Source organism: Lentilitoribacter sp. EG35, assembly GCF_040784015.1.
In the GTDB taxonomy this organism is placed as follows: Bacteria; Pseudomonadota; Alphaproteobacteria; order Rhizobiales; family Rhizobiaceae; genus Lentilitoribacter.
Map to the genome: position 1 here is coordinate 520,568 of NZ_JBFNGQ010000001.1, position 26,713 is coordinate 547,280.

Genomic DNA, 26,713 nt, shown 5'->3' on the forward strand with positions numbered 1-26,713 from the left:
CCTGCTGTACTCAAATTACTGGTTCCACTTTTACTGGAATATAACGATCACCCACCCACTTAGGAAAACTGACGAGCACTTTGGTATTGCCAACAAGGATATCTTCATTCGATTCCTGAGCTGACAAAAGGCGATCTACTCTTATAATTCCCAGTCCATTGGTGTTTATGACTGTGCCGAGTTGGCCTATGGTTTTTCCAGCGGTCGTTATGTTTTGCTCGCCATTTTGTAGTTCATTATCGGCGGACACGACACAAACCCGCTTTCTGGCGGAGCCGCGATGCTGCATGCGCGAGATAACTTCTTGCCCCACATAGCACCCTTTTTTAAAGTCGATGGCATTGTTTAAATCGTAATAGATGTCGTGTGGAAAGATATCGTTGAGTTCAAAGTCTGAACCGGACTCAGCAACGCCATATCGGACGCGTTGTTCATCAAAACTTCCTTCGACACTCTCAAGCGATGTGGGCTCATATAATCTATAGACATCAGCTTCGTCAGGAAAACGTAGATCTTTCAGCCCCGATATGTTCTCAACGTCTTCTGACCATATTACCGAAACTTGATATTCATTAGGATCCTCAACAAAAACATCTGCTCGTAATTTATAAAGCTGAATTCTCTTTTTAAATGTTTCTACCAAATCTTCTCTAATATCGATGAAGAAATCATTGTGTCCTGTTGTGCCGATTAGAAAATCAAATGCAATTTTGCCTTGGGGTGTTAGCAATGCACATGGCGTAACGGAGTTTCTATCAAGGTTTTCGATATTTGCTGTGACTAAGTTTTGCAAAAAGGACGTTGTGTCCTCACCATGAAGCCGAATGACTGATCTATGTCGCAAATATTGATGTGGCAAGGCCATCTCCCGAACTAAAATACACTATCTAATTAGGAGTTTGAGACGCCAATAACAAGTCTCGTGAAAGGCCTATTGTAGAATTCTTTCTGGGGAAAATTCACCAGTGATGATGCGATCGCGAACTTCATTAAGCATGGCCTCGGTTGCATCTTCACCCTGAAGGCGAATGGCTTCGCGAATTGCCATGGCAAGTGTTGCATCTATCAGAATTTCTTGTTCAATACCTTCAGCTACGCAATTGGCCCAAACATCATGTTGATGTTGCAGGGCGGCCTGCATTTTTTCTTGTACGATTAGATCTTCTAATTCGTCGAGCTGATGTTCAAATTGATCATTCATGCGAGATTGATACTATCAATGAAAATAAAGCGCCAGCTGAAAATGCAAATAACTAAAAAAACATGAGTCTTGACGTTAAGATTTAATTAAAATTTTTTGTATTCTATTGGCTTGTTAACAAAATTTATTGATTTTGTTGCATTTTAGTTCGAATAGCGCGTTAAGAGCTCATTGATAAGTTTCTGGCCTTCTTTGCGATAATTACCTTCAATCAGGCGAGCTGCATCGGTGCATATGGTATAAACCGATGAAAATGCGCGATAACCCATATTGTATTTTGCAATCAGTTGTTTACGGCGTGCAGGCTCTGATGCGGTTTCAGCGTCAATAATTTCCTGCATGCGCAGCCGAAATGAGTTGTTTTGGGATGTTTTGCATAAATTGCTAAGATAATGCATTGATCCTGCAAGTTCGGCTACCCGGTGAAGACGGTCTTCATAGGGAGGCTTTTCTTGACCAATAGTCGGCGCGAATAAGCTGGGCCAGATGATTAGCCCAACAGTAGCAACTTTTGAGATTCGGTTTAAACAATTCATAAGAAGGCTATAGACCAGTTTGCAGAATGTTTAAACTATGAGATTGAAACATAGAAGTTCATTGTTCTATTGGGACATCCGGCATAAACGCGTGTGTTACAAATGCAAATGTCAGGTCATAGGGGATGTCTTCATCACCACGTTTAGCGATAACATTTCCTATCTGTCGGCCTTCTGAAATTTGCCGTGCGTCGAGTGCTGATCGAGTGCCATCTGTCCATGTCAGGGTTATGCCTTCTCTGGTGAGTGTTTTCTCATCACGAAGTTTTTGTAAGGAGACAACAAAGGGCTTGTCGCCATCTTTTACAGATACAACATACGCCAGTGGTGCGATACCCTCAGGAAACTCACCTCTGAAAAGGAAAGGTCGGTTAGAGGTATCATATCTCACATACGGGTTTGAGCCGTATTGCCTAAGGTGTATGTTATTTGGAACCAGAACATCTGCTTCAGGGTGGCGTTCAACAAACCTGCTCCAAGATTCTGTGCGTGATGGAAGGATTTTCAGTTTTGTACCAAGGCGAGAGCCTACAATTGCTTCGCCCGTGAATTGTTGCCACCAGCTATCTGTTTTCCGATCATACATGATCATATCAGAATGCCGAAGTTTACCGCTTACGCCGAATTCTGTGACGTCACCATCAATTGTGCGTTCAAATACAACAGATGCATTGCACAAAGGGCAGTAGGTGATTGCAACAGGAACACCGCCGATCACGTCATTTACGATTTCGTGCCATGTCAATATTCGAACGGGGTAGGCTTTCGTTTGGCCGTTTACCGTCAAACTTAAAACTGGTTCATGTTCCTCAAGACCTTCAATCCCTGCGGCTGTGCGGAATTCTGGACGATCAATGGACGGAATGCCATCTTTGGGCGGTCCACCAGAAAGCACCTCTTTGAAATCTATTGATGATTTGGAGAAGTCAGTATTGCCCCAACCTTCAATCTTCCAAATATCCGGATTTGCATATGCTTGCGAGATCAAAACAGTAAAACTTAATAGCGCAGATAAAACAAAGTGTTTCATGAGTACTTCTCCTTTTGGGCAAAATATGCCCCAATTCAGAGTTCCATGCCAAGCAAGTTTGTTCACAATGTCTTGAGGCCTGTCTCAATCTGGAGACTCTCTAATCTTTAGCGAGCTTTGCAAAGCAATCGATCATGCTCGGTGGCATCTCTAGAGATGCAGTGTCTGGAAGTTTATACCATCCCAATTCTTCTGCATCGTCTTGAGCGTACGCACCTGAAACATCACTCACGCTAACTTTGAAAACAGTTAGTGCAAAGCTGCCACCCTCACGCGTTAGGTCGTATTCTGCATAGAATTGAGCATCGATTCCAACAAGTCCCGTTTCCTCAAGAAGCTCGCGCAATACTGCTTGCATCAGACTTTCACCAACTTCAACGCGACCACCTGGAAACGCATACATACCTTTAGATGGCGGGTTCATGCGTTTTACGAGTAAATAACTATCGCCATCTCGCACGATTGCTGAAACAACTTGCTGGGATGAACGCACGTTATCTTGCATAATTTTTTCAACCTTTTGATTCTACTTGACCAGACAATACGCAACCTGCAATGAATTCGCTATGTGTGGTCGTTTCTCCCTTATCGCTTCTCCTGAAGAACTTTCGGATTTTTTTGCAGTCTTGGAAATAGAAAAATTTCCAGAGCGGTATAATATTGCGCCAACGCAACCGATAATGGTGATCATTGATGGTCCGGTGGCTGACGATGAATCAAATTTGCCACAAAGGCGCGCGCTGCTGGTTCGCTGGGGACTGACCCCAACTTGGGTAAAGGATCCGAAGGACTTCCCGCTTTTGATCAATGCGCGAAGTGAGACTGCAATTGGCAAAGCCTCATTTAAAGCGGCAATGCGTCATAGGCGGGTGCTCATTCCTGCCTCAGGGTTTTATGAATGGAAACGTCCACCAAAAGGCTCAAAAGAAAAATCGCAGGCTTACTGGGTGAAGCCAAAGAAACAAAAAATTGTGGCGTTCGCCGGTTTGATGGAGACGTGGTCATCGCCTGACGGATCAGAAGTTGATACGGCAGCGGTCTTGACAACGACTGCGAACAATACGTTATCTCCTGTTCATCACCGTATGCCTGTTGTGATTAATCAGGAAGATTTTGGTCGTTGGCTTGACTGTAAATCGCAGGAGCCGCGTCATGTCGCTGATCTTATGAAACCTGCCGATGACAGCTTCTTTGAAGTGATTGCGGTGTCTGACGCTGTCAACAAAGTCGCTAATATGGGGCCTGACATTCAAACGCCTTTGACCGATGAGCAGATAGCTTTCGCGAACACCCTGGAACCAGCAAAAAAGCCGAAAGTAAAAGCTGAAAAACCGAACTCAGGCCAAATGGATTTATTTTAGCCATGACAATGTATCTCTCTCCATTTGTGTCGGGCTTTATTCTTGGCGCATCTTTGATTATTGCAATTGGCGCCCAAAATGCCTTTGTGTTGCGGCAGGGCTTGTTGCAAAAAAATGTATTTGTAATTTGTTTGATCTGCGCAGCGTCAGATGCGCTTCTGATATCAATGGGTGTGACAGGTTTAGGACTTTTGATTGAGCGATTGCCTGGGTTGATCACGATAATTACGCTTGCAGGCGCTACATTCCTATTCGTCTATGGAATGATGGCTGTTAAACGGGTATTTTTACCTCAATCGATGGAAAGCTTAAAGGAAAATGGATTAAGCTTACGTGCTGCAGTTCTGACGTGTCTTGCGTTTACCTTTCTTAATCCTCACGTATATCTCGATACATTTATTCTGATTGGAGGGCTTTCAGCTTCATACGATGGAGGCTTGAAAATTGCATTTACTGTGGGTGCGATGATGGCATCCTTTGTCTGGTTTTTCTCGCTTGGTTATGGTGCTCGACTTCTCGTACCTTTTTTCGAGAAACCAAACAGCTGGCGGGTACTCGATGGTTTGATTGCGATTGTCATGTTTGGATTAGCGATCAGTTTGCTATTACAATTTTTAAATGGTTAGAGATAAAACCTTGACCGAAATCTATCAGCACGGCATAAAGAGCTTATGAAAACGAAGCAGCGACAGCCACTTATTTGCACTTGCGGAATTATTATAAACTAGCTCACAGCTGGTTTGGCCGTTTTCGTCTATCACTCAACGACATAAAGCGCCGGACCAGCCGGACGATGAACTTTGCTGTTTGAGGGATATAAATGACCACCGAGATAATGCTCTACAACACTTTAAAACGTGAAAAATCGGTTTTTGAACCAATCGATACCGAGAATATTGGTGTCTATGTTTGTGGCCCAACAGTTTATGATTTTGCTCATATTGGAAATGCGCGACCAGTTATCGTTTTTGATATTCTAAACAGATTTCTTCGCGAAGTTTATGGTGCTTCTCACGTTACATTTGTGCGAAATATTACCGATGTTGATGATAAAATAAATGCGCGCGCGTTGCGTGATTATCCCGACCTTCCATTAAATGAAGCGATCTCCCACGTAACGGAGAAGACCATTGCGCAGTATCATGCTGATATTGGTGCGCTTGAATGCTTGGCACCTGATCACGAACCGCGGGCCACGCAATTTGTGGATGATATGGCGACGATGGCGCAGAACCTGATTGATAAGGGGTTTGCCTATATCGCTAAAGGTGATCAAGGACGTGAGGTTCTGTTCGATACAGAAGCAATGCCCACATATGGCAAACTCTCAAACCGTAAGTTGGACGAGCAAATGGCAGGTGCTCGCGTTGCTGTTGAAAACCATAAGAAAAACGCAGGTGATTTTGTTCTGTGGAAGGAATCATCGGCGACTGCCCCTGGTTGGGATGCGGACTATACTGCAAATGGTGAAACGCAGAAAATTAAAGGGCGACCTGGTTGGCACATTGAATGTTCTGTCATGGCAAAGGCCTACCTTGGAGAAGTATTTGATATCCATGGTGGTGGTCTTGATCTTATCTTCCCGCATCATGAAAATGAAATTGCTCAATCTTGCTGCGCTCATGAAACCGATCATATGGCACGCTATTGGATGCATAACGGATTTCTACAACTCGAAGGTAGAAAGATGTCGAAATCTGAAGGAAACTTCATCACTATCAGCGAGTTGTTAAATACGAACAAGTTTGGTGGTCGAAAATGGGCAGGGCAGGTTTTAAAACTTGCAATGTTGATGACGCATTATCGTGAACCAATTGATTTCTCGATTAAGCGGCTTGAAGAGGCTGAAGCTATTTGGAAGAAGTGGCCAATTGTTGAACTAAAAGACGGTAAAGTCTCATCTCAAGTTATGGATGCATTAAGTGATGATTTGAATACAGTCACTGCTGTTCAAGCTATTCAAAAATTAGCCATGAATGCTGGTTCAAGTGAAGCCGCTGCGCAAGAATTTGCTGCAAGTGCAGCTCTGTTGGGGCTTCTTCCCAAAAGTGCAGAAACATCTGATTTAGATGTAGCAAAAATCGATGAACTTGTGTCGAGCCGTTTAGGCTGCCTTAAAGAAAAAAATTGGGCAAAAGCTGATCAAATTCGTGATGAACTCGGCGAACTGGGTGTTTTGCTTAAAGACGGAAAAGACCCCGATAGTGGTGAACGAATTACCAATTGGGAAGTTAAGCGGTAATCTTGAATTTAATCTGTGAATGCTAGAGCAATCTTATGAGTAAACGACGTATATACATATTTGATACAACCCTACGCGATGGTCAGCAAACGCCGGGGATTGATTTCTCACTAGATGATAAAATTCATATTGCTGGTTTATTGGATAATCTTGGTGTTGATTATGTAGAAGGTGGGTATCCTGGAGCTAATCCGACTGATACCAACTTCTTTTCTAAAACACGAACGGAACATGCAACTTTTACAGCGTTTGGCATGACTAAGCGCGCTGGGGTTTCAACATCGAATGATCCCGGTCTTAATGCGCTTCTTCAGGCTGGAGGTTCAGCGGTTTGTTTTGTTGCAAAAAGCTGGGACTATCATGTCGAAATAGCGCTCGGTTGCACAAATGAAGAAAATCTGGAAACAATTTCAGATTCTGTGCGAGCAACCGTAGCTGTTGGCAAGGAGCCCCTTGTTGATTGCGAACACTTTTTTGATGGTTATAAGGCGAACCCGAAATATGCAATTTCATGTGCTAAAACAGCCTATGATGCAGGTGCGCGGTGGGTTGTTCTTTGTGACACAAATGGTGGAACATTACCGCACGAAATTTTGACTATCGTGAAAAAGCTGGTTGATTCCGGTATTCCGGGTGAAAATATCGGCATTCACGCGCATAATGACACCGGTCAAGCCGTTGCCAATTCATTGGCTGCAATTGAGGCCGGTGCATGTCAGATACAAGGAACATTAAACGGGATTGGAGAGCGTTGTGGTAATGCCAATCTAACAACGATTATACCGACAATATTGCTTAAGCCATTTTATGCATCTCGATTTGAACTCGCCATTGCAGAAGACAAACTCAAAAACATTACGCAAACATCGCGTGCGTTTGATGAACTTCTTAATCGTCCGCCGGAAGCGCAATCGCCCTATGTCGGGTCTTCGGCCTTTGCCACAAAGGCCGGTATCCATGCGTCTGCACTTTTAAAAGATCCAAAAACCTATGAACATATTGTGCCGGAAAGTGTTGGAAACTCGCGCAAGGTAATGGTTTCAGATCAGGGTGGAAAGTCTAACTTTATCGATGCACTTACGCGTCGCGGAATTGAAGTTGACAAAGACGATCCACGACTTGATACATTAATATCACTTCTCAAAGACCGCGAAGCTGTCGGTTACGCATATGAAGGGGCGGATGCGTCATTTGAACTTCTGGCACTTCGGACATTAGGCTCGGTTCCGACTTATTTTCGAGTTGATAGTTTCCGTGTGATGGTCGAACGTCGATTTGATGCGCAGGGTCAACTCAAAACAATATCGGAAGCTGTTGTTAAGGCAGAGATCGATGGACATAGTGCCATGTCCGTTGCCGAAGGTCATGGACCGGTAAATGCGCTTGATAATGCTCTGCGGAAGGATTTGGGCAAGTATCAGGCGGAAATATCTGATTTGGAACTTGTTGATTATAAAGTTCGTATTCTAAATGGCGGTACCGCCGCGACAACGCGGGTTTTAATCGAATCACGTGACAGTTCAGGTCAGCGGTGGTCAACTGTCGGAGTATCAGAGAATATTATTGATGCTTCATTTCAGGCGCTAATGGATTCGGTGGTTTTTAAACTTATGAAGAATCGCAAGCTCGCAGGGCTTGTTGCGGCGGAATAAAGGCTAAATATTTAGTCAAATTATTGCTAGTCCGCCGTATTTATATACTAAATGCGGTGCTGGGTGGATGTATCCATGCCCAAGCTTGTGTCACCATGATAAAGTGGCTAACAATTATGGCAGTTATTTCGGTGTATGGAGAATTGAATGCTTGATATTAAGGCTATCTTGGCGACTTTAGCGGGAATTATAGTTGTCGGCGGAATTGGGGCCTATGTTTACTTAGAGAATTCCACTCCAGAAGATCAAGTTATTCAGGTTGCTAATGATCCAACGACCTCACAAACGGCAAAGGAGGAAACCTCTGCTCAAGTTTCTGAATTTGATAGTAAGGATGAGAAGCCAGAGGTAGGTGATGACGCGGAAAGTAATGAAGCCGGCGAAAGCTCCCAAGAGGAAACTGTCGATGCTGCTCCAGACGAGCCAACCGAGAATTGGAAGATGCCGACATTTGATGTTTTGCGCGTGGAGCCAGACGGTTCAACTGTTATAGCTGGTAAGGGTGAACCAAATACGACTTTAAAAGTTATGAACGGAGACGAAGTTCTCAATGAAGTTAAAATAGGTTCAACTGGAGACTTTGCCGTTATTTTTGATCAACCTCTAGATTCAGGTGACTATCAACTTACTCTGAAAGTGGAAGACGAAGATGGTAATGCTTTGGTTTCTGAAGAAACTGCGGTGGTAAGCGTGCCAGAAGAAGCCAGTGGTCAACTCTTAGCTATGATAACAAAACCAGGGAAGGCGAGCCGAATTCTTGCTCAACCAGAAGCGCCCTTACAGGTCGCTAATGATGGAGCTGAAAAAGAATCTGAGAAAGTTGAAGTTGCTGCAAATACTGTAACTGCTGAAAAAACTATAGAAGCGGAAAAAGAAGTGCCGACAGTCTCTGCGTCCGAGAGCGAGAGTGTTGAGACGGCAGTTTCTGAGCCAACATTGGATAAAAACATCGAAAATGCAGCGACTTCTGAGTTGGAAACGACTGCGGAAAAGGTGATGGAGAAATCGGAAGAGAGTAAAGACCTGGTTGCCGCTAATGAACCAGATGTGAGTAGTGAAACGTCTGCTCCTACTGAGGATGCCGCCGCTGCAAAAGTGGTGGAGATGGCTAAAGATGAGGTGATGGAGAACGCCACTGATGCCGCTGAAACTGTCGTTGCAGTGGTGAAAGAAGCCGTTGAAGATGTCGATAATACTGCCAAAGACGCTGTAGAAGTAGTTTCAAAAAATGCTGAAGAAAATAGCGTCTCTGAAACTCCAAAAAATACAGTATCCCAGCAGAAAAATAACTTTGTCGTCCGAATTGAAGCCGTTGAGGTTGAGGGTGACAGGCTGTTTGTTGCAGGTGTTGCGACTAAAGGTAATAGGGTTCGTATTCTTGTTGATGGCACTGAAGTTGGAGCTGTTGATGTCAACGGGGAGGGGCGTTTTCTAATTGAAACCCGGCAAGAACTAAGCGTTGGTCAACATATGATCGCTGCTGCACTGGAAAATAAATCTACAAAAGAGATTGTACTTCAAGCCGTTGTTCCGTTCAACCGTCCAGAAGCGCAGTCAGCAGCAGCTGTTGCAGCTTCAGATAGCGAGCAAAATGCAGTGAACGCAGGCGAAAAACCAAAGATGAAAACAGAGATGGCTAGCAATGCTGCAGATAGCCAGAAATCTGAGGGTACGAATAAACAGGATAGACCCGTCATAAGTAGTTCTGAAAATGCGCTTGATTCAAAGCAAGGCAATGCAGATGAAAGTATGAAAACCGCCGATGAGGGTTCCGAAGTAACTATGAAAAATGACGCAGCTAATGTGAAGGTAAAGTCTGAAACAGCTATGGCTAGTTCTGATACTATGACGAAGGATGAGCCGCAAACTATTGTACAGGATACGTTAACGCCTGCTGCCTCTCAATCAGTTATTATTCGTAAGGGGGACACTTTATGGCAGATTGCGCGCCGTACTTATGGTGCCGGCGTTCGGTACACGACAATTTACCTGGCAAACCAAGAGCAAATTCAAAACCCGGATAAAATTGCACCTGGCCAAATATTTATGGTTCCAGAAGAAGCTTTAGAAAACGCGGAAGAGTTGCACCAAAAGAGGCTTCAGGGAAATTAATTAAGCATGGAATAGCTTTCATGTGTTACTTGACGCACAATCGTTCATCGTGTATCGACGATGAACGATGAATACTAAAAACACTTCATGCAAATTCGAAAATGATGCAAAACGCCTTTCTGCGTTGGCTCATCCAGTGCGGCTTAAAATTGTTCGTCATCTGGTGCATGAAAATGCGTGTTGTGTGAAAAACTTAGTGGAACGTGTTGATTTGGCACAATCTACAGTTTCCCAACATCTGAAGACGCTTCTGAATGCTGGTCTGGTAACATATCAAACCCGACAACAATCCTCTTGGTATGAAATAAACCGGGAAGAATTTGCAAAATTGTCAGACAGTTTAAACGTCATGTTCGATGAGTGTTGCAACTGTGAAGTCATGCCTTCGTCCGATAAAAACGTTACCAAAAAGTAGATAGGTAATACACTGAATGAGTGAGAAAACAGTTTCGGCTGAGAGTGGAAATCCATATCAGTCTTTGAAAAACCTCTGGCCTTACATGTGGCCATCTGAGCGCCCTGATTTGAAGCGGCGTGTAGCTTTAGCTATGGGCTTTTTGCTCATTTCAAAACTAATACTGCTTTCTGTTCCATTCTTTTTTAAATGGGCGACTGACGCACTCAATGGCCAACTTGATTCGAGCTATTTGCCAGAGATGCTGTTGGCGCCAGTTATGCTTGTGATTGCTTATAATACTGCGCGCCTTGTCCAATGGGGTTTTAATCAGTTACGAGACGCCTTATTTGCTCGCGTCGGGCAATATGCCGTGCGCCAGTTGGCTTTTAAAACTTTCATCCACATGCACCAGCTTTCGTTACGGTTTCATCTGGAACGCAGAACCGGAGGTCTGTCTCGTATCATTGAACGTGGCACCAAAGGCATTGAGACGCTGGTTCGGTTCACCATTTTGAATTTAGCTCCGACAGTTTTGGAGTTTGCGCTCACTGCAGTTATCTTCCTTTTTGCCTATGGGTTGTCTTATGTCACGGTCGCAGCGCTTACGATTTGGCTCTATATCTGGTTTACAGTCAGGGCCAGTGATTGGCGTATTCAAATACGCAAAGACATGAATCATTCTGATACAGAAGCCAACACAAAAGCGATTGATTCCCTCTTAAACTTTGAAACGGTTAAATATTTTGGCAATGAGGACATGGAAGCCAAGCGGTTTGATGTTTCTATGAAAGATTATGAGAAATCTGCCACGCAGGTTTGGACGTCGCTTGGATGGTTGAATATGGGGCAGGGAACCATATTTGGCATTGGCATGACTATCATGATGGTCATGTCCGCAATAGCCGTGGGGCAAGGTCAGCATTCTATTGGAGATTTTGTGTTGATTAATGTGATGCTGATGCAATTATCCATACCTTTAAATTTTATTGGGTTTGTGTATCGCGAAATTCGGCAAGCCCTTACCGATATTGAGCAGATGTTTGATCTTTTGGATGTCGAGGCAGAAATCAAGGATTCAGCTGATGCTTTTGATTTGGATATCAAGGATGGGGCGATCAGATTTTCGGATGTTCATTTTGCCTATGATCAAAATCGTCCCATACTAAAAGGTATTTCCTTTGATGTGCCTGCAGGAAAGACCGTCGCGATTGTTGGGCCCTCTGGTGCCGGGAAATCTACGCTTTCGCGTCTTCTATTTAGATTTTATGATGTGCAGAAGGGAACTGTTAGCATTGATGGCCAGAATGTTTGTGATGTGAAACAAAAAAGTTTGCGTAAAGTTATAGGGATGGTGCCGCAAGATACGGTGCTTTTTAATGACACGATTGAATATAATATCGCCTATGGACGCGTAAGCGCATCAAAAGAAGACGTGGCGGAAGCCGCAGAAATGGCTCAAATCGGCAGTTTCATAAAATCGCTGCCAGATGGTTACAAATCTATGGTTGGTGAGCGTGGATTAAAACTCTCAGGCGGAGAAAAACAACGTGTCGCAATTGCACGTACGATCTTGAAGGCGCCACCAATTCTCATTCTTGATGAGGCGACATCTGCGCTTGATACGGCGACGGAACAGGAAATTCAGGCATCGCTAGATTTTGTGTCCAAAGGGCGAACAACGTTGGTCATCGCGCATAGACTTTCTACCGTGATCAACGCTGATGAGATTATCGTTCTAAAGGATGGTTTGATAGCCGAACGTGGCAAACATTCAAATTTATTAAGCCAAAATGGATTGTACGCATCTATGTGGGATCGTCAGCGCGAAGCTACAGAGGCGGAAGAGAACCTCAAACGGGTGCACGAAAGCGATGAACTTGGCATCATAAAGCGAAAAAAGACCGATCCTGTTTCAGAATAAGCTGAATTTTGTTCTGCGAAGTTGCTTCTCAATTGCATCGGCGCAAATTTGCCGTTAGCAATAGCGTAACTTAATAATTTTGAAGGTCAAAATGAGCATCGTTGATAGTATACGCAATTCCTTTGTGCCAGTTCATCCAGAAGGTTATAAATTTATCGGCCTATTCTTCGGAATATCGGTCGTTCTTGGGTGGTTGTTCTCGCCGCTTTTTTGGGTTGGTATGGTTCTGACCGCTTGGTGTGCATATTTTTTTCGTGACCCTGAACGGGTAACCCCTATTGAAAAAGATTGGGCAATCAGCCCAGCGGACGGACGTGTATCGTCGGTTATGAAAATGATTCCACCTTCCGAACTAGAGCTTGGCGATGACGAGATGTGGCGTATCTCAGTTTTCATGAATGTATTTAATTGCCATGTGAACCGAGCACCGATGACGGGTGAAATTCGTTCTATAAGCTATAAAGCTGGCAGCTTCTTGAATGCTGAGTTAGATAAAGCCAGTTCGGAGAACGAGCGTAACGGCATGGTTATCAAGACAGATCACGGAGAAATCGGCGTTGTTCAGATCGCAGGATTGGTTGCGAGGCGGATCATGTGTTGGTCTAAGGAAAATGATCATTTGAATGCAGGTGAACGATTTGGACTTATTCGTTTTGGTTCTAGGTTGGATGTATTCCTACCGCTGGACGCAAGACCACTTGTCTCAATTGGTCAATCAGCCATTGCTGGGGAAACTGTTCTTGCTGAGTTTGGTACCAAAGGTGCCCCCGTTTCTAGCAGGCGTGACTAATAGGAGAATTTATGGAGCCTACAAATTCGTCTGAAGATGTGAATGGTGGCGATAACTCGGATAGAGGTCCTCGTTTACGTGAGATTCCACGCCGTCTATTAATCCCAAATGTGATTACAGTACTTGCAATATGCGCAGGCTTAACAGGTGTTCGCCTTGCCTATGAGGGGCGTTTTGAAATGGCCGTTATGATGGTGCTTGTCGCGGCATTTCTCGACGGACTCGATGGTCGCGCCGCGCGTTTACTAAAGGCCCAAACAAATTTTGGCGCCCAGCTGGATTCATTGGCAGATGCCATTAATTTTGGCGTTGTACCGGCGCTAGTTCTACACGCCTATCTATTGCATATTGCGCCATCAATTGGCTGGGTTGCGGCCCTGCTTTACGCAATTTCAAATGTGTTACGCTTGGCTCGTTTTAATGTGATGCTTGAGCGCGAGGAACGACAAGTTTGGGAGGATGCTTTCTTTTTAGGTGTTCCCGCGCCGCTGGGCGCGCTGCTTGTACTGCTACCGCTCTATTTAGGATTTCTGGGTATTGAAGCCAGCATGACCTTTGCTGTTATTGCTTCGCTTTATACTATGGTCATTGCCTTTTTGCTTATTAGTCGTGTTCCTGTGTTTTCTGGTAAGGATATGGGGCAAAGTATCCGTCGTGATCGATTTTTGCCGATCATTCTGGTTGCTGTTTTATATGTTTGGCTTCTTGCCAGCTTTACTTGGCAAACGCTGACACTAACAACGCTGGCTTATTTGCTCTCATTACCATTTGGTGCTTATGTTTGGTCTAAAAGATATGGTGCGCGCTCGCCGCAACTGGATGAAGATGCATCGTTGGATCAACGAAGATCTCCTAAAAAGAAGAAGTAAAAAAAAGCGGCATTGAATTTTAATCAATGCCGCCTGAGTTGACTGGAGTTTAGTTTCGCTTGGAGCTACTCGGCAGCCTCACGAACCGTTTCTTGATTATTCTCATTCGCTGGACCTTTGTTGTTATCGATCTCGTCTTGATCGGTAATCTCATCGTCATCCAGCGTATCCTTCTTCTTTCTTCTAAAAATCGATTTAATGTCAAAACGGAGCCACGCAGCTGTGCCCATTATGTTATTTGGCAATGCTAGAAGAGTGGGTATCATCACAAGAGTTAAAACCGTTGAGTAAGCAAGTCCTGAGATAATAGCGGTTGAGAGCTGTACCCACCAGATTGAAGTGATGCCGCCCACTGACGTCGTTTGCGTAAAGAAGTTAAAGTTGATCTGAAGCGCCATTGGAATAAGGCCCAAAATGGTTGTTCCAGTTGTCAGTAAGATAGGGCGCAAACGTTGTGCGGCTGTCTTAATAACGGCCTGACGAATATCGGTCACACCATCTTCTCTCATACGGTTGAACGTATCGATCAAAACAATCGCATTGTTCACCACAATACCGGCGAGCGCAATTACGCCCGTACCTGTCATGATGATCGAGAATTTCTGCCCCGTTAACACCATACCGATCAATACACCTGAGACAGCCAAAATCACTGTCGAAAGCGTAATAACTGTCTGGTAGAATGAGTTAAACTGGGTCAGAAGGATGATGAACATCATAAACAATGCACCCATCGCAGCGTTAGCAAGGAATGTTTCAGACTCTTTTTGCTCTTCATCCGCACCGCGGAACTTTATAAAGACACTATCCGGCCATTCTTGAGTATCAAGCCACTCTTGAATAACGCCAACTGCATCATCTGGTGTCGCATCTCGGCCATCAAATTGGGCACCAGCAGCTAGGCTCGCCTTAATATCCATTGCGTAGAGGCCATCTCTACGGACAATTGACGAGACTTTTGCGACTGGTTCACGAGTTACAAAGTTTGAAACAGGCACCTGACCGTTTGGAGTATTTATTCTAATTTGGTCAAACTGATCGAGTGTTCGCTGGTCTTTTGGCAGTCGAACTCGTATTTCAACTTCGTCTTGCGAATTATCAGGACGGTATTTACCGATCATCACGCCGTTGGTCACGAGTTGTACCATTGACCCGACTTCGGTAATTGAGGTTTGATATCTGCCCGCTTGCACACGATCAACATCAAGTTGCCATTCGATACCAGGCAAAGGGCGACCATCTTCCTGGTCCGCAAGTAATTCAAGGCTGTCAAAATGCTGACGGACTTTAGAAACAGTTGCTATCATTGTTTCGTAATTGGTGGACTTGATCTCCAAACGGACATCTTTACCGGTTGGCGGCCCACCTTCGATTTTCTTTACCTCGACACGGATACCGGCAATGTCGGCCGTCTGTTGACGGATATCATCAAAAATATCAGCAGCTACACGTCTGCAACAGAAGTCAGCAAGTTCGATCGTAATTTCACCCACTGTATCAGCGGGTTTATCTTGAACGCCACCAATTGGATTGTCTGCACCGCCTGAGCCCGCACTGGCATTCATAACTGAATTTTCAATACCCGGAATTGCCAGAATACGCTCATCGACCTCGGTCACAAGATCACGAATTTCTGCAGCTGACCTGTTGCCACGCACTGAAACCAATACGATAGCGACATCAGGCTCTTCATCCACGAAGAATTCAACACCTTTGTTATTTGCTCCAAAATAGGAGAAGGAAAATACAGTCATTGCTATAACGGCAACAAGAACGACGATATTTCCAAAAATGTTACCAATAAACATACTTAGAAAACGAGAGTACACTCCTGTAAAGCCCGTAAGCTTTTTGATATCGAGTTCAGCTTCCGCAGATAACATTCGAGCATTTCCATCGATAACCTCTTCATCGCGTTTACGACCTGATACCAATGTGAAAATGAATGCAGAGAATACGGCAACAAAAATTGCAGCAACAGCTACCACGCCAGCCTTCATTTCGACTGGAAATTCGTTGAGATTAGGGGATAGCCACAATCCTGCGCCGACGAGTCCTGCAGCCAGCAGGGATACAATATACTTTGCAAACTTTGCGATGAGCACGGAAACCTTAGCGAACAAAGTCCCTGTTACAGGCAGGAATACGAGTGCTGTAAGTAAAGAAGCTGACAGTACAATAATTACCATACGCGGCAGATAGCTCATGAACTCGCCGGGTACGCCTGGCCATAGAAGAAGCGGCAGGAACGCTGCAAGTGTCGTAGCCGTAGATGATACCACCGGCCAAAACATCAATCGTGCAGAACGCTTGTAGGCTTCGCCTGCTTCCATGCCCTCGGTTATCTTCCGATCGGCATATTCGGTCACCACAATGGCACCATCAACAAGCATACCAACGGTGATCACCATACCGAACATCACCATCATATTCACGGTCATGCCCAGTGAGCCAACGATCAGGAATGCGACCATGAATGAGCCTGGGATAGCCAGACCGACGAGAAGTCCGGAGCGAATACCTAACGCCCACACAACGCAGATCATCACGAGAACAATTGCCGTCATGATAGATGATTGTAGTGAACCCAGAACCTCAAAAATGAAACTTGACTGATCGATCAAAAAACTGACTTTAATTGTCTGAGGCCAATCCTTCGTAAATTCGTTTACGACTTCGCGAACTGTTTCGTTGTTTGCAATAATGTTCGTACCGATCCGTTTAACAACGGATATAGATATGGCAGGCTCGCCGTTCACACGAGTATAACTCGATGCTTCTTTGTAAGTTGGGCGAATTTCTGCAACATCACCAAGTGTGACGACACCCTCACCATTTTGTTTGATCGGTATGGAGTACACGTCTTGTGCATTTTCTAAAAGTCCGGGAACTTTAACATTAAATCTACCTTGTCCATCATCGATAAATCCAGCAGGCACAAGTTGGTTGTTACTACTTACTGCATTGATAAGTTCAATTTGGGTAATGTTATAAGATTCAAGTTTTGTCAGATCTAAGATAACCTCCAAAACTTCGTCCCGATCGCCATTTAGTGTCGCTTCACGCACTGTTGAAATTGATTCAATTTCATCAGATAAGCGGTTGGCAAAGCTGGTTAAAGTTCGTTCAGGAACTTGACCTGAAAGTGTTACAATAATTGTCGGTTCAAGTGCAAAATTTGTTTCCGCAATGTTCGGTTCATCGGCTTCTGCAGGGAACTCGGCCTTTGCTTTGTCAACTTTATCTCGAATGGCCGCAAGCACGAGGTCTTTGTCTGAATCAATGGTAAATTCCAAGACTGCTAATGCTAGTCCTTCGTTTGAAACAGTCGTAATCTCTTTAAGACCGTCCAATCCGCGCAACTGTGTTTCGAGCGGTCGGACAAGCAATCGTTCAGCATCGCGTGGTGAGATACCCTGCTGTGATACGGTTACAAAATAAACCGGAACATCGATGTCAGGGTTCGCCTCTTTTGGCACATTTATATACGTCATAACGCCTGCGATAACCAAAACGACCATCAGCGTTAGAACTGTTTTTGGGCGAGAAATTATTGCCTGAAGTGCTTCAATCATGATTGTTGCTCTCTAAGGGAAGTCTGATTTTTTGCAGTTTCTTCGACACCGAGGACTTTCTGCCCCGCAGCCACATACTCTTGCCCGACTGTGATTACACGTTGTCCGTTGGCCAAGCCACTAACCCACATTGTGTCAGGTGTTTGAGCCAAGATCTTGAGTTCGACAAAATCGACGACGTCATCATCACCGATAACTCTGACGCCGACATTACCATTATCGGCCAGCGTCAACCATGACGCCTTAATCTGATAGGCTTCATCAGAAGCTAGTGCGATATTTGCCGTTGCAGTAATTCCATCACGAATGCGATTCTGATCATTTGGAATTTCGATTTCAACGCGAAATGTTCGAGTTTGTTGGTCTGCAGTTGGCGCAATATAGCGGATTTTACCTGAAACCTGCTCACCAGAGACCAGGCCAACTAACGCTCGATCACCATTCTTAATGGCTGCGACACTACGCTCAGATACCTGCCCAATGAATTTCATTGGGTTTGATTGTACGATTGTAGCACAGATATCACCGGGATTTAAAAGGTTCCCAATTTCAGCAATTGGGTCTTGAGCTGTACCTGAAGCCTTCGCGATAACATCGATGTTTTCCAGCTCTTTTTCTGCCTGTTCCAGACGAGCTTTGGCAGCATCTTTTGCTGATTGCATGGCAAGCAATTTAGCATTTGTACTGTAACCTTGCTCTTGCAATTGCTTATGTGCAAGATAATCAGACTCGGCCTGAATAAGGCCTGTTTTTGCCTGCAGTAGGGCTGATTTTCGTACGCCGGCATCCAGACGACAGAGAAGGTCTCCCTCTTTGACGAAGTCGCCTTTTTCGATGAAGCGCTCTTCAACAACACCAGATGTTTCCGCTCTTACTTGAACAATTGAAGCTGCTTCTGTTCTTCCTCGTAAAGAGAGTACTTGTTCGCGAATTTCAGGTGAAATAGTCGTGAAACGAACTTTTTGTAATATCTGTTCCGAGCCAGCTCGTTCGGCGGGTGGTGGGGTTGCATTTTCAGATTCTGCCTGCCCGCCGACAATGATGTCGCCTTGCAGCATCCAACCAATTACGCCGCCTGCAATGAGTACTGCAACGATATGTGAACCTTTTAAGCCGAAGGCCATGAGTTACTCCAATTATTCTGCTGGCGTAAGTGCTTGGGAGGACACTTTTGCGAGCGATTCAAGTTTTTTTCTGTTTTTAATAAGGTAATCAAGCGAGTTCTTTTGGCAGTCATGCCCATAATCTGCGATCCATTTCGTGCCCTCGTGCTCTGTTTCACGACAGGACTTATTTATAAACTCTAGATCGTTCTCAAGCTGCTTTATTCGGTGGTCAATTGCATTGACAAGAGTTTCACGGTCCAGCAATTCTGCACACATCGCGATCAATAAGAACTCTGATTTAAATGTATCTTGCTTGGGAGGCTCGACCATGTGTGTGGTGAGCTCTGTTCGGCCTGCTTCAGTAATTGAGTAGACTTTACGCGCTGGCTTCCCCGGTTCACGTTCTTCGTGTGAGGTCAAAAACCCTTCGGCTTCGAGCTTGTTCAATGCTGGATATATCGAACCATAACTTGCATCAACAAAATATGCATAGTGCGTTTCCGACGACATTTTTTTTATTTCATAACCAGTTGCTTGGCCGAAATTTAAAATTGCAAGGCAGAGTGTTCGAATATTCATGGTTGGCTGTTTCCGATATATTGTTCATCGGCATATATCAATTCGATATATAAAATGCAAGTATGATTATAAAAAATCATATATCGAAAAAGAATATACTTGGTAAGCAGATGCTAAGTGCAAATCAAATATAGCTCATATTTTATTATGTTGAGATACGGTCTAATGCCAATTTTAACTTGGTAGCTGGTAGTTAAGAAACTTTTCTTTTCTTACATCAAAAAGCTTACCTGTAACGGTTACACCAGGTGCGAAGATGGGCACAATTTTCGCAGCGACTTCTTCTGCGAGGGGAAGTGTATCCGCATTTTCTCCAGGCATCGCTTGAGCACGCATTGCTGTGCGGGTTGCGCCGGGATTAACAGAATTGACACATATACCGCGCTTTTCAACTTCTGCAGCCCAAACCCGCGCCAAAGCTTCTACTGCCGCTTTTGATGTTGAATATGCGCCCCAAAATGGCTTGCAGGAATGTGCGACACCAGATGATATAATAGCGGCGCGGCCTGAGTCAGATTTTGCTAACAAAGGTTCGACGGATCGGATTAAACGCCAAGTTGCTGTAACGTTTAGATGCATAACTTTTTCAAATATCTTGGCATCAATGTGGCCAATAGGGGTGATTGGGCCAAGCATTGCGGCATTTGCAACGAGAATGTCGAGTTTACCAAAACGTTCTTGCAGTGCAGAACCAATATTGTCGATTCCATCAAGATCCATGAGGTCGTGAGGGATTAAAGTTGCGTTGCCACCAACCTTTTGAATTTCATCATCGAGTTCTTCTAAGCCACCTACAGTTCTGGCAAGCGCGATCACGTGAGCACCATTTTTTGCTAACTCTACCGCAGTTGCAAAGCCAATTCCGCGCGATGCACCGGTAACAAGTGCGACTTTATTTTCAAGATTATCATTCATTTAAATTGACCTAGGCGAGCATTGCTGCACGTCGCAGTTGACTAACGTTTTCTTGATCGGCAAGGCGTGTGGGATAATCACCAGTGAAATAGTGATCGGTAAATTGTGGTGATTTAGCATCCCGCTTTATACCACCAACCGCATCGTAAAGCCCATCAATACTTATAAATTTCAGTGAATCTGCGCCTATATGCTTACGCATTTCTTCTAGTGTTTCATGTTGATTAGCAAGCAACCCATCTCGGTCTGGTGTGTCAATACCATAGAAATCAGGATAGTAGATTTCTGGACTTGCGACCCGGATATGAACCTCAAGAGCGCCAGCCTCTCGCATCATTTCTACAATTTTTATCGATGTTGTTCCGCGAACAATAGAATCATCAATAAGGACAACTCTTTTGCCGGCGACTACACCTGGGTTGGCAGAATGCTTTAATTTTACGCCAAGAGCGCGAATCTGTTGTGTCGGCTCGATAAAGGTTCGTCCAACGTAGTGATTGCGAATGATCCCGAGTTCAAACGGGATACCACTTTCTTGCGCGTAGCCAATGGCTGCAGGTGTGCCGCCATCTGGTACAGGTACTACGACATCAGCTTCAACAGGCGCTTCTTGAGCCAAATTAATACCTGAACGTTTACGTGTTTCATACACATTACGACCACCTACGATCGAATCCGGTCTGGCGAAATAGACATATTCAAACAAACATATTTTCTCTGGTTGTTTGACGGTAGACTTACGGCTTTCAATTGAAATTGAACCATCCGCTTGTCGTTCGCAAATAATTAGTTCGCCGTTTTCAACGTCTCGCACAAACTTTGCGCCAATAATATCGAGTGCGCAGGTTTCTGAACAAAATATTGGCTTACCATCGAGATCACCCATGACAAGCGGGCGGATGCCGTTAGGGTCGCGCGCGGCGATCAGTTTTGTGCGGGTGAGGGCAAGCATCGCAAAGCCGCCTTCAATATGGGATATGGCATCAGCAAAACGATCTGCGGATGATTTGTGCCACGAGCGCGCTATTAGATGCAGAACAACTTCAGAGTCCGATGTAGATTGGCAAATAGCGCCGCTGGAAATTAGCTGATTGCGAAGTGTTAAACCATTGGTGAAATTGCCGTTATGTGCAATTGCAATGCCGCCATTGTGCAATTCGGCAAAAAGCGGTTGGATATTGCGTAACCCTTCGCCTCCTGTTGTAGAGTATCGCACATGGCCAATCGCCATATTCCCTGGCAGTCGGGCTAAAACCGCTGGGTCAGTATAGTGATCTCCTACAAGACCCAACCTTCGTTCTGAATGAAATTGTTCACCATTAAAGGTGACGATGCCTGTTGCTTCTTGCCCGCGATGTTGAAGGGCGTGAAGGCCTAATGCTGTTAAGGTCGTAGCATCTGGGTGGTCTAAAATACCAAATACACCGCATTCTTCATGTAAGGAATCTGCTTCTGCATCATCGATCGAACATTCTGCATTAGAAAAATCGGCGAGTGTCATATGGAGCTATCCATTCATTTAGACTTTAAAAAGTCAGATTTATAAATTCTATGCGTCAGTATCGCCAGTAGCGTCGTCTTCGCTTTTCTTGCGGATGCTGTCGATAATAGAGCTATCTGCGTCTTCAGGTAATATATTAACAAGTTTAACGCCGAGCGAGTCCAAAAGAGGTTTAGATTTTGCTTCAGCTATCCATGTTGGTTGTTTTTCTTCAGCAATAAGCCAATTTAAGAATTGCACGGCCACAACCATGATTAAAACACCGCGAGCGGCACCAAATACAAATCCTAATGTGCGATCCAGAACGCCGATACGGCTATCAATGATGAAATCTGCAAGTCGCATTGTGATATAAGAAACGATAATCAATGTAACCAGAAAAATTGCAGCGGCTGATCCAATGGCCGCAAGAGATTTAGACGATGTGTATTGCAGCGCATAAGGCTCCAGGTATGGATACAAGAAAAATGCAGCTGCAGCGGCTGCAACCCAAGAAGCAACAGCTAGAACCTCGCGTGAAAAACCACGCACCATAGCAAGCATCGCAGATACAAGTGTGACGCCGATAAAAATTCCGTCAAATAATGTGATAGGCATATTGGTCAAAACCCGTAGAGCAATTTTTTGAAACCGCTATCATGTTGGGCTGATAAGGGCAACATTGCAATGCAGACATTCCTTATTTATTTTTCGTCAGGATTGGAGCCTTTTGCAATTTCAGCAACCATTTCCATCAAAGAATCAACCTGACGCCAATTTCCGGCATCTTTTGGCACGTCCACAGATCCATTCGGCAATGTAGCCTGTTCAAAGCCAAGTTTAAGTGCCTCTTTTAGTCTTAATCCTGTTTGGGCGACGGGTCTGATTGAACCTGACAGGCTGATTTCTCCAAAATAAACACTATCAGAGGGAAGTGGGGACCCTGCCAGAGATGATACGAGTGCCGCCGCTATTGCCATGTCTGCCGCAGGTTCGGTAATTCGATATCCGCCGGCGATGTTAAGATAAACATCATGATTTCCAAGCCGAACACCACAATGAGCTTCCAGAACCGCCAGAATCATTGACAATCGGGCTGAATCCCAACCTACAATCGCTCTGCGTGGGGTACCCAAGTTCGAAGGCGCTACTAGTGCCTGGACCTCAACTAACACAGGGCGTGTACCTTCAATGCCCGCAAAAACAGCATTCCCCGGGGCTGCGGTATTACGCTCACCCAAGAAAAGTTCCGATGGATTAATAACTTCGCGTAAGCCTTTGTCTGACATTTCAAAAACGCCGATCTCATCGGTTGGACCAAAGCGATTTTTAACGGTGCGCATAATGCGATAGTGATGTCCGCGGTCACCCTCAAAATACAAAACCCCATCCACCATATGTTCGACAACGCGTGGGCCTGCAATTTGGCCATCCTTGGTAACGTGCCCGACCAAAACCATGGCGGTTCCTGTTTGTTTGGCAAATCGGATCATCGCATGCACACCGGTGCGGACTTGTGTAACTGTTCCAGGTGCTGCTTCGGCAAGATCGCTCCAAAGTGTTTGAATAGAGTCAATAATGACGAAATCGGGTTTATCACCGTCGACCAGTGTTGCCAAAATATCTTCGACATTTGTTTCTGCAGCCAGCATGACATCGCTGTCGGCCGCGCCCAGCCGCTTTGCACGTAAGCGAACTTGCGCAACAGCTTCTTCGCCAGATACATAAATAACTTTGTGACCTTGGCGTGCCAGTGCTGCAGCTGCTTGCATTAAGATGGTTGATTTACCAATGCCGGGGTCACCACCAACTAGAATAGCCGATCCACGAACAAAACCGCCACCTGTAACGCGGTCGAGTTCGGAAATATTGGTTTTAATGCGTGGCGCTTCTTCTATTTCACCAGATAGTGTGGTGAGCGCTACGGCACGGCCTTTTTTAGGTGTTTTTCCCGGACCTCCACCAATGCCACCTTTGGGATCGTCCTCTACAATGGTATTCCATTCACCGCAACCGTCACATTTGCCGGCCCAACGGGTATGCACAGTGCCGCAATTTTGGCACACAAATTGTGTTCTGTTTTTCGCCAATTACTCGATGTCCTAAATAAATATTCATGTTTTGTTCTTATTGATAAAGTATTATTAAATGAGTTGCAACATGGTGAATTTATTTAATTTTATGAATATTTGTGTCGCGCGCGTCCAAAATTAGTCAGGATTTCGTAGCTGACTGTCCCCGAAGCTTCTGCAAGCTCATCGATTGTGATATTCTTGCCCGTGATCTCCACCCAGTCACCGATGTTTATACTGTTGTTTTTTAAGCTGGAGCAATCAAACATCGATATATCCATTGTGATACGCCCCACATTTGGAATGTGATGTCCTTTAACAAAGCCGCGCATACCGATTAGCCGTACTTTACGTGCAGGGACGCCGTGACCGGATGCCGAGCGGGGCAGGCCATCTGCGTAACCAATTCCCAGCGTTGAAATAGTCATGTTTTGCGGAGCTATGAAAGTTCCGCCATAACTAATGGATTCACCTTTTGCTACCGTTTTTATATCGATGATTTGGGCTTCCAGTTTAAACACAACTTCCATTGGGTTGGCTCTGTCTATTAGTGGATTTCCACCATAAATTGCGATGCCGGGCCGTGTGAGATGAAAGTGTGAATCCGGATTGGTGATGACAGCAGCAGAATTTGCCATGCTTGCTTCGATGCCAGTGAAGGTGGATACAATCGACGAGAATGCTTTCAATTGTTCTTCGTTTTTTATGTCCTCGGGCTCATCGGCATTTGCAAAATGACTTAGAATAAGGTCAGGTTTTTCGCTTAAGTTATCGAGAATGCTATTCGCATCAGAATGCTGGATTCCTATCCGGTTCATGCCCGTGTTAAACTGAATTGCAAACGGGTGCCGCCTTTGCAGTTTTTGCCATTGTTCCAATTGATGTGCTGAACCTATGATCGGAATAAGATTACTGGTAATAATTTTATCTCTGCTTTGCGGTAAATACCCGCTGAGTATATAAATTTTGGAAGAAGGAGCTAATCTTCTTACCAACTCACCTTCAACCGCATCGGCAACAAAGAAATCGGCGCAACCGTTATTCAAAAGAATGGGAACAACTGTGTCGATTCCACATCCATAAGCATTCGCTTTAACTGCCGCGCCGCAACGCGCCGAACCTGACAGATTTTTTAGTTGCTGAAAATTGCGCGCAATTGCGTTGGTATCAATCGTTAGTCGGACTGTTGGTGTGAGATTAATGGTCATTTACCAGCTGGTCATAAGACCCATCCGCCAAATCTGAGAAGCGCGTATATTGAGCCTGGAAGCCAAGTTTTACAGTGCCAGTTGGACCATGACGTTGTTTTGCGATAATCACATCCGCTGTGCCGCGAACTTTTGCCATCTCTTCTTCCCACGCAAGATATTCTTCATTACGAATATCATTAGCTTCTTCTTCTGGTGAGCGGCGAGGTTCTTTGTTTTGTGTGTAATATTCTTCCCGATACACAAAAAGCACCACATCGGCATCCTGCTCAATAGACCCTGACTCACGCAAATCGGAAAGTTGTGGACGTTTATCATCACGGTTTTCGACCTGACGAGAAAGCTGGGAGAGGGCTATAATGGGAACATGAAGTTCCTTGCCAAGAGCTTTGAGACCCGTCGTAATCTCGGTGATTTCTTGAACACGATTTGAATTGTTTTTCGAAGAGCCCGTCATAAGTTGAATATAATCCACTACGAGCACATCAAGCCCACGTTGACGCTTTAAGCGTCTGGCTCTTGCGGCGAGCTGTGCAATAGAAATACCACCTGTTTGGTCAATGAAAAGCGGTGTTTTTTGCATCATCTGCGAGCAAGCAACCAGTTTTTCAAAATCGGCTTCAGTAATTTCACCGCGACGAATTTTAGACGATGAAACTTCGGTTTGCTCAGAAATAATACGGGTGGCCAACTGTTCGCTGGACATCTCTAGGGAGTAAAAACCGACGACGCCACCATTTTTGGCCGTGGTTGTTCCATCAGCCTGCACTTCTGGTTCAAATGCATTTGCGATGTTAAACGCAAGGTTGGTCGCAAGCGATGTTTTACCCATACCAGGACGACCAGCAAGGACAATCAAATCCGAACGTTGCAGGCCACCCATGCGACCATCTAGCGAATGAATACCTGTCGAAATGCCGGATAGGCTTCCATCACGCTGATAAGCTTCACCAGCAAGATCAATTGCAAGTGCGACTGCATCATTAAAACTTTGGAACCCGCCATCATAGCGGCCTGTTTCCGCAAGTTCAAAAAGGCGGCGCTCCGTGTCTTCGATCTGTCCTTGCGGCGGCATGTCAACAGGCGCATCGTAAGCAATGTTGACCATATCTTCGCCAATGGTGATGAGCGAGCGCCGTAAAGCAAGATCATAGATCGCGCGTCCATAATCTTCGGCATTAATGATTGTTACAGCTTCTGCGGCTAGTCGCGCTAGATACTGAGCAACCGTTAGATCGCCAATTTTATCGTCAGAAGGTAGAAAGGTTTTGATTGTAACCGGATTTGCCGTTTTACCCATGCGGATAATGTCGCCAGCAACCTGAAATATGTTTCTGTGTAGCGGTTCATTAAAATGTTCTGGCTTTAGGAAATCTGAAACACGATAAAAAGCATCATTATTAACAAGCATTGCGCCCAATAGCGCTTGTTCTGCCTCCAGGTTATTTGGTGCTTCACGATAGGTTGGCTCCGCATTTTGATTGGAGGCTATCGAGGTTATATTTGGTGCAGCATCATTCATAACGTTGGGTGGGTACCTTAAATCATCGGTCAAATTACAGTGATAACGACACGTAGCGTTCTATGTATTCCAGGACTATCTAAAAAATGAAGTTTTCACCGTTGTCCCAGTGATTCACAACACAAAAATATTTATCGAAAATCGT

23 protein-coding genes are annotated in these 26,713 nt (G+C 44.8%); 9 read left to right on the forward strand and 14 right to left on the reverse strand.

Annotated features, from left to right (window positions below; translation table 11 throughout):
* Nucleotides 1-10: 10 nt before the first annotated feature.
* The 5 genes from AB2J24_RS02405 to AB2J24_RS02425 all read right to left on the reverse strand — a co-directional run bounded on the left by AB2J24_RS02405 (nucleotide 11) and on the right by AB2J24_RS02425 (nucleotide 3,272).
* Nucleotides 11-859: a YgfZ/GcvT domain-containing protein gene (locus AB2J24_RS02405; RefSeq protein WP_367384290.1), complete on the reverse strand. Its 849-nt coding sequence runs from the start codon at nucleotides 857-859 to the stop codon at nucleotides 11-13.
* A gap of 72 nt (nucleotides 860-931) precedes the next feature.
* Nucleotides 932-1,201, reverse strand: coding sequence for a hypothetical protein (locus AB2J24_RS02410; protein ID WP_162652477.1), 270 nt, complete (start codon nucleotides 1,199-1,201; stop codon nucleotides 932-934).
* A gap of 143 nt (nucleotides 1,202-1,344) precedes the next feature.
* Nucleotides 1,345-1,737 carry a TIGR02301 family protein gene (locus tag AB2J24_RS02415; protein ID WP_162652476.1) on the reverse strand — a complete coding sequence of 131 codons (393 nt, stop codon included), beginning with the start codon at nucleotides 1,735-1,737 and terminating at the stop codon, nucleotides 1,345-1,347.
* Nucleotides 1,738-1,795: 58 nt separating this feature from the next.
* Nucleotides 1,796-2,767, reverse strand: coding sequence for a DUF3179 domain-containing protein (locus AB2J24_RS02420; protein ID WP_367384291.1), 972 nt, complete (start codon nucleotides 2,765-2,767; stop codon nucleotides 1,796-1,798).
* Nucleotides 2,768-2,867: 100 nt separating this feature from the next.
* Complete coding sequence (locus AB2J24_RS02425) at nucleotides 2,868-3,272, reverse strand: NUDIX hydrolase (protein WP_367384292.1); 405 nt, start codon at nucleotides 3,270-3,272, stop codon at nucleotides 2,868-2,870.
* A 61-nt stretch (nucleotides 3,273-3,333) separates the two neighbouring features.
* Here AB2J24_RS02425 and AB2J24_RS02430 point away from each other — a divergent pair, with 61 nt between their 5' ends.
* The 9 genes from AB2J24_RS02430 to AB2J24_RS02470 all read left to right on the forward strand — a co-directional run bounded on the left by AB2J24_RS02430 (nucleotide 3,334) and on the right by AB2J24_RS02470 (nucleotide 14,111).
* A complete protein-coding gene (locus tag AB2J24_RS02430; protein ID WP_367384510.1) occupies nucleotides 3,334-4,128 on the forward strand; it encodes an SOS response-associated peptidase in 795 nt (264 codons plus the stop codon).
* 2 nt (nucleotides 4,129-4,130) lie between these two features.
* Nucleotides 4,131-4,754 carry a LysE/ArgO family amino acid transporter gene (locus tag AB2J24_RS02435; RefSeq protein WP_367384293.1) on the forward strand — a complete coding sequence of 208 codons (624 nt, stop codon included), beginning with the start codon at nucleotides 4,131-4,133 and terminating at the stop codon, nucleotides 4,752-4,754.
* A 194-nt stretch (nucleotides 4,755-4,948) separates the two neighbouring features.
* Nucleotides 4,949-6,370 carry a cysteine--tRNA ligase gene (cysS, locus tag AB2J24_RS02440; RefSeq protein ID WP_162652472.1) on the forward strand — a complete coding sequence of 474 codons (1,422 nt, stop codon included), beginning with the start codon at nucleotides 4,949-4,951 and terminating at the stop codon, nucleotides 6,368-6,370.
* 35 nt (nucleotides 6,371-6,405) lie between these two features.
* Nucleotides 6,406-8,022: a citramalate synthase gene (gene cimA, locus AB2J24_RS02445; RefSeq protein ID WP_162652471.1), complete on the forward strand. Its 1,617-nt coding sequence runs from the start codon at nucleotides 6,406-6,408 to the stop codon at nucleotides 8,020-8,022.
* Nucleotides 8,023-8,169: 147 nt separating this feature from the next.
* Nucleotides 8,170-10,134, forward strand: a complete 1,965-nt coding sequence (locus AB2J24_RS02450) for a LysM peptidoglycan-binding domain-containing protein (RefSeq protein WP_367384294.1) — start codon at nucleotides 8,170-8,172, stop codon at nucleotides 10,132-10,134.
* Between the two features lie 67 nt (nucleotides 10,135-10,201).
* The gene (locus AB2J24_RS02455) at nucleotides 10,202-10,549 is read left to right on the forward strand and encodes an ArsR/SmtB family transcription factor (RefSeq protein ID WP_367384295.1); all 348 of its coding nucleotides are present in this window, start codon (nucleotides 10,202-10,204) and stop codon (nucleotides 10,547-10,549) included.
* A gap of 16 nt (nucleotides 10,550-10,565) precedes the next feature.
* The gene (locus tag AB2J24_RS02460) at nucleotides 10,566-12,452 is read left to right on the forward strand and encodes an ABCB family ABC transporter ATP-binding protein/permease (protein WP_367384296.1); all 1,887 of its coding nucleotides are present in this window, start codon (nucleotides 10,566-10,568) and stop codon (nucleotides 12,450-12,452) included.
* 91 nt (nucleotides 12,453-12,543) lie between these two features.
* Nucleotides 12,544-13,242 carry a phosphatidylserine decarboxylase gene (locus AB2J24_RS02465; protein ID WP_367384297.1) on the forward strand — a complete coding sequence of 233 codons (699 nt, stop codon included), beginning with the start codon at nucleotides 12,544-12,546 and terminating at the stop codon, nucleotides 13,240-13,242.
* A gap of 11 nt (nucleotides 13,243-13,253) precedes the next feature.
* Complete coding sequence (locus AB2J24_RS02470) at nucleotides 13,254-14,111, forward strand: CDP-alcohol phosphatidyltransferase family protein (RefSeq protein ID WP_162652467.1); 858 nt, start codon at nucleotides 13,254-13,256, stop codon at nucleotides 14,109-14,111.
* A gap of 65 nt (nucleotides 14,112-14,176) precedes the next feature.
* Here the strand turns inward: AB2J24_RS02470 and AB2J24_RS02475 are convergent, their stop codons facing one another.
* The 9 genes from AB2J24_RS02475 to AB2J24_RS02515 all read right to left on the reverse strand — a co-directional run bounded on the left by AB2J24_RS02475 (nucleotide 14,177) and on the right by AB2J24_RS02515 (nucleotide 26,568).
* A complete protein-coding gene (locus tag AB2J24_RS02475) occupies nucleotides 14,177-17,686 on the reverse strand; it encodes an efflux RND transporter permease subunit (protein ID WP_367384298.1) in 3,510 nt (1,169 codons plus the stop codon).
* On the reverse strand, nucleotides 17,683-18,810 hold the full coding sequence (locus tag AB2J24_RS02480) for an efflux RND transporter periplasmic adaptor subunit (protein WP_162652465.1): 1,128 nt from the start codon (nucleotides 18,808-18,810) through the stop codon (nucleotides 17,683-17,685). Before AB2J24_RS02480 ends, AB2J24_RS02475 begins: the two co-directional genes overlap by 4 nt.
* A gap of 12 nt (nucleotides 18,811-18,822) precedes the next feature.
* On the reverse strand, nucleotides 18,823-19,371 hold the full coding sequence (locus AB2J24_RS02485; protein ID WP_367384299.1) for a PadR family transcriptional regulator: 549 nt from the start codon (nucleotides 19,369-19,371) through the stop codon (nucleotides 18,823-18,825).
* Between the two features lie 174 nt (nucleotides 19,372-19,545).
* A complete protein-coding gene (locus AB2J24_RS02490) occupies nucleotides 19,546-20,286 on the reverse strand; it encodes an SDR family NAD(P)-dependent oxidoreductase (RefSeq protein WP_367384300.1) in 741 nt (246 codons plus the stop codon).
* A 10-nt stretch (nucleotides 20,287-20,296) separates the two neighbouring features.
* On the reverse strand, nucleotides 20,297-21,787 hold the full coding sequence (purF, locus tag AB2J24_RS02495) for an amidophosphoribosyltransferase (protein WP_162652462.1): 1,491 nt from the start codon (nucleotides 21,785-21,787) through the stop codon (nucleotides 20,297-20,299).
* A gap of 48 nt (nucleotides 21,788-21,835) precedes the next feature.
* Nucleotides 21,836-22,384, reverse strand: coding sequence for a CvpA family protein (locus AB2J24_RS02500; protein ID WP_162652461.1), 549 nt, complete (start codon nucleotides 22,382-22,384; stop codon nucleotides 21,836-21,838).
* Nucleotides 22,385-22,470: 86 nt separating this feature from the next.
* Entirely contained in the window at nucleotides 22,471-23,856 is a 1,386-nt protein-coding gene (radA, locus tag AB2J24_RS02505; RefSeq protein ID WP_162652460.1) for a DNA repair protein RadA, read from the reverse strand.
* An 89-nt stretch (nucleotides 23,857-23,945) separates the two neighbouring features.
* Nucleotides 23,946-25,046 carry an alanine racemase gene (gene alr, locus AB2J24_RS02510; RefSeq protein WP_367384301.1) on the reverse strand — a complete coding sequence of 367 codons (1,101 nt, stop codon included), beginning with the start codon at nucleotides 25,044-25,046 and terminating at the stop codon, nucleotides 23,946-23,948.
* Complete coding sequence (locus AB2J24_RS02515; protein ID WP_162652458.1) at nucleotides 25,036-26,568, reverse strand: replicative DNA helicase; 1,533 nt, start codon at nucleotides 26,566-26,568, stop codon at nucleotides 25,036-25,038. Before AB2J24_RS02515 ends, alr begins: the two co-directional genes overlap by 11 nt.
* Between the last annotated feature and the right edge of the window lie 145 nt (nucleotides 26,569-26,713).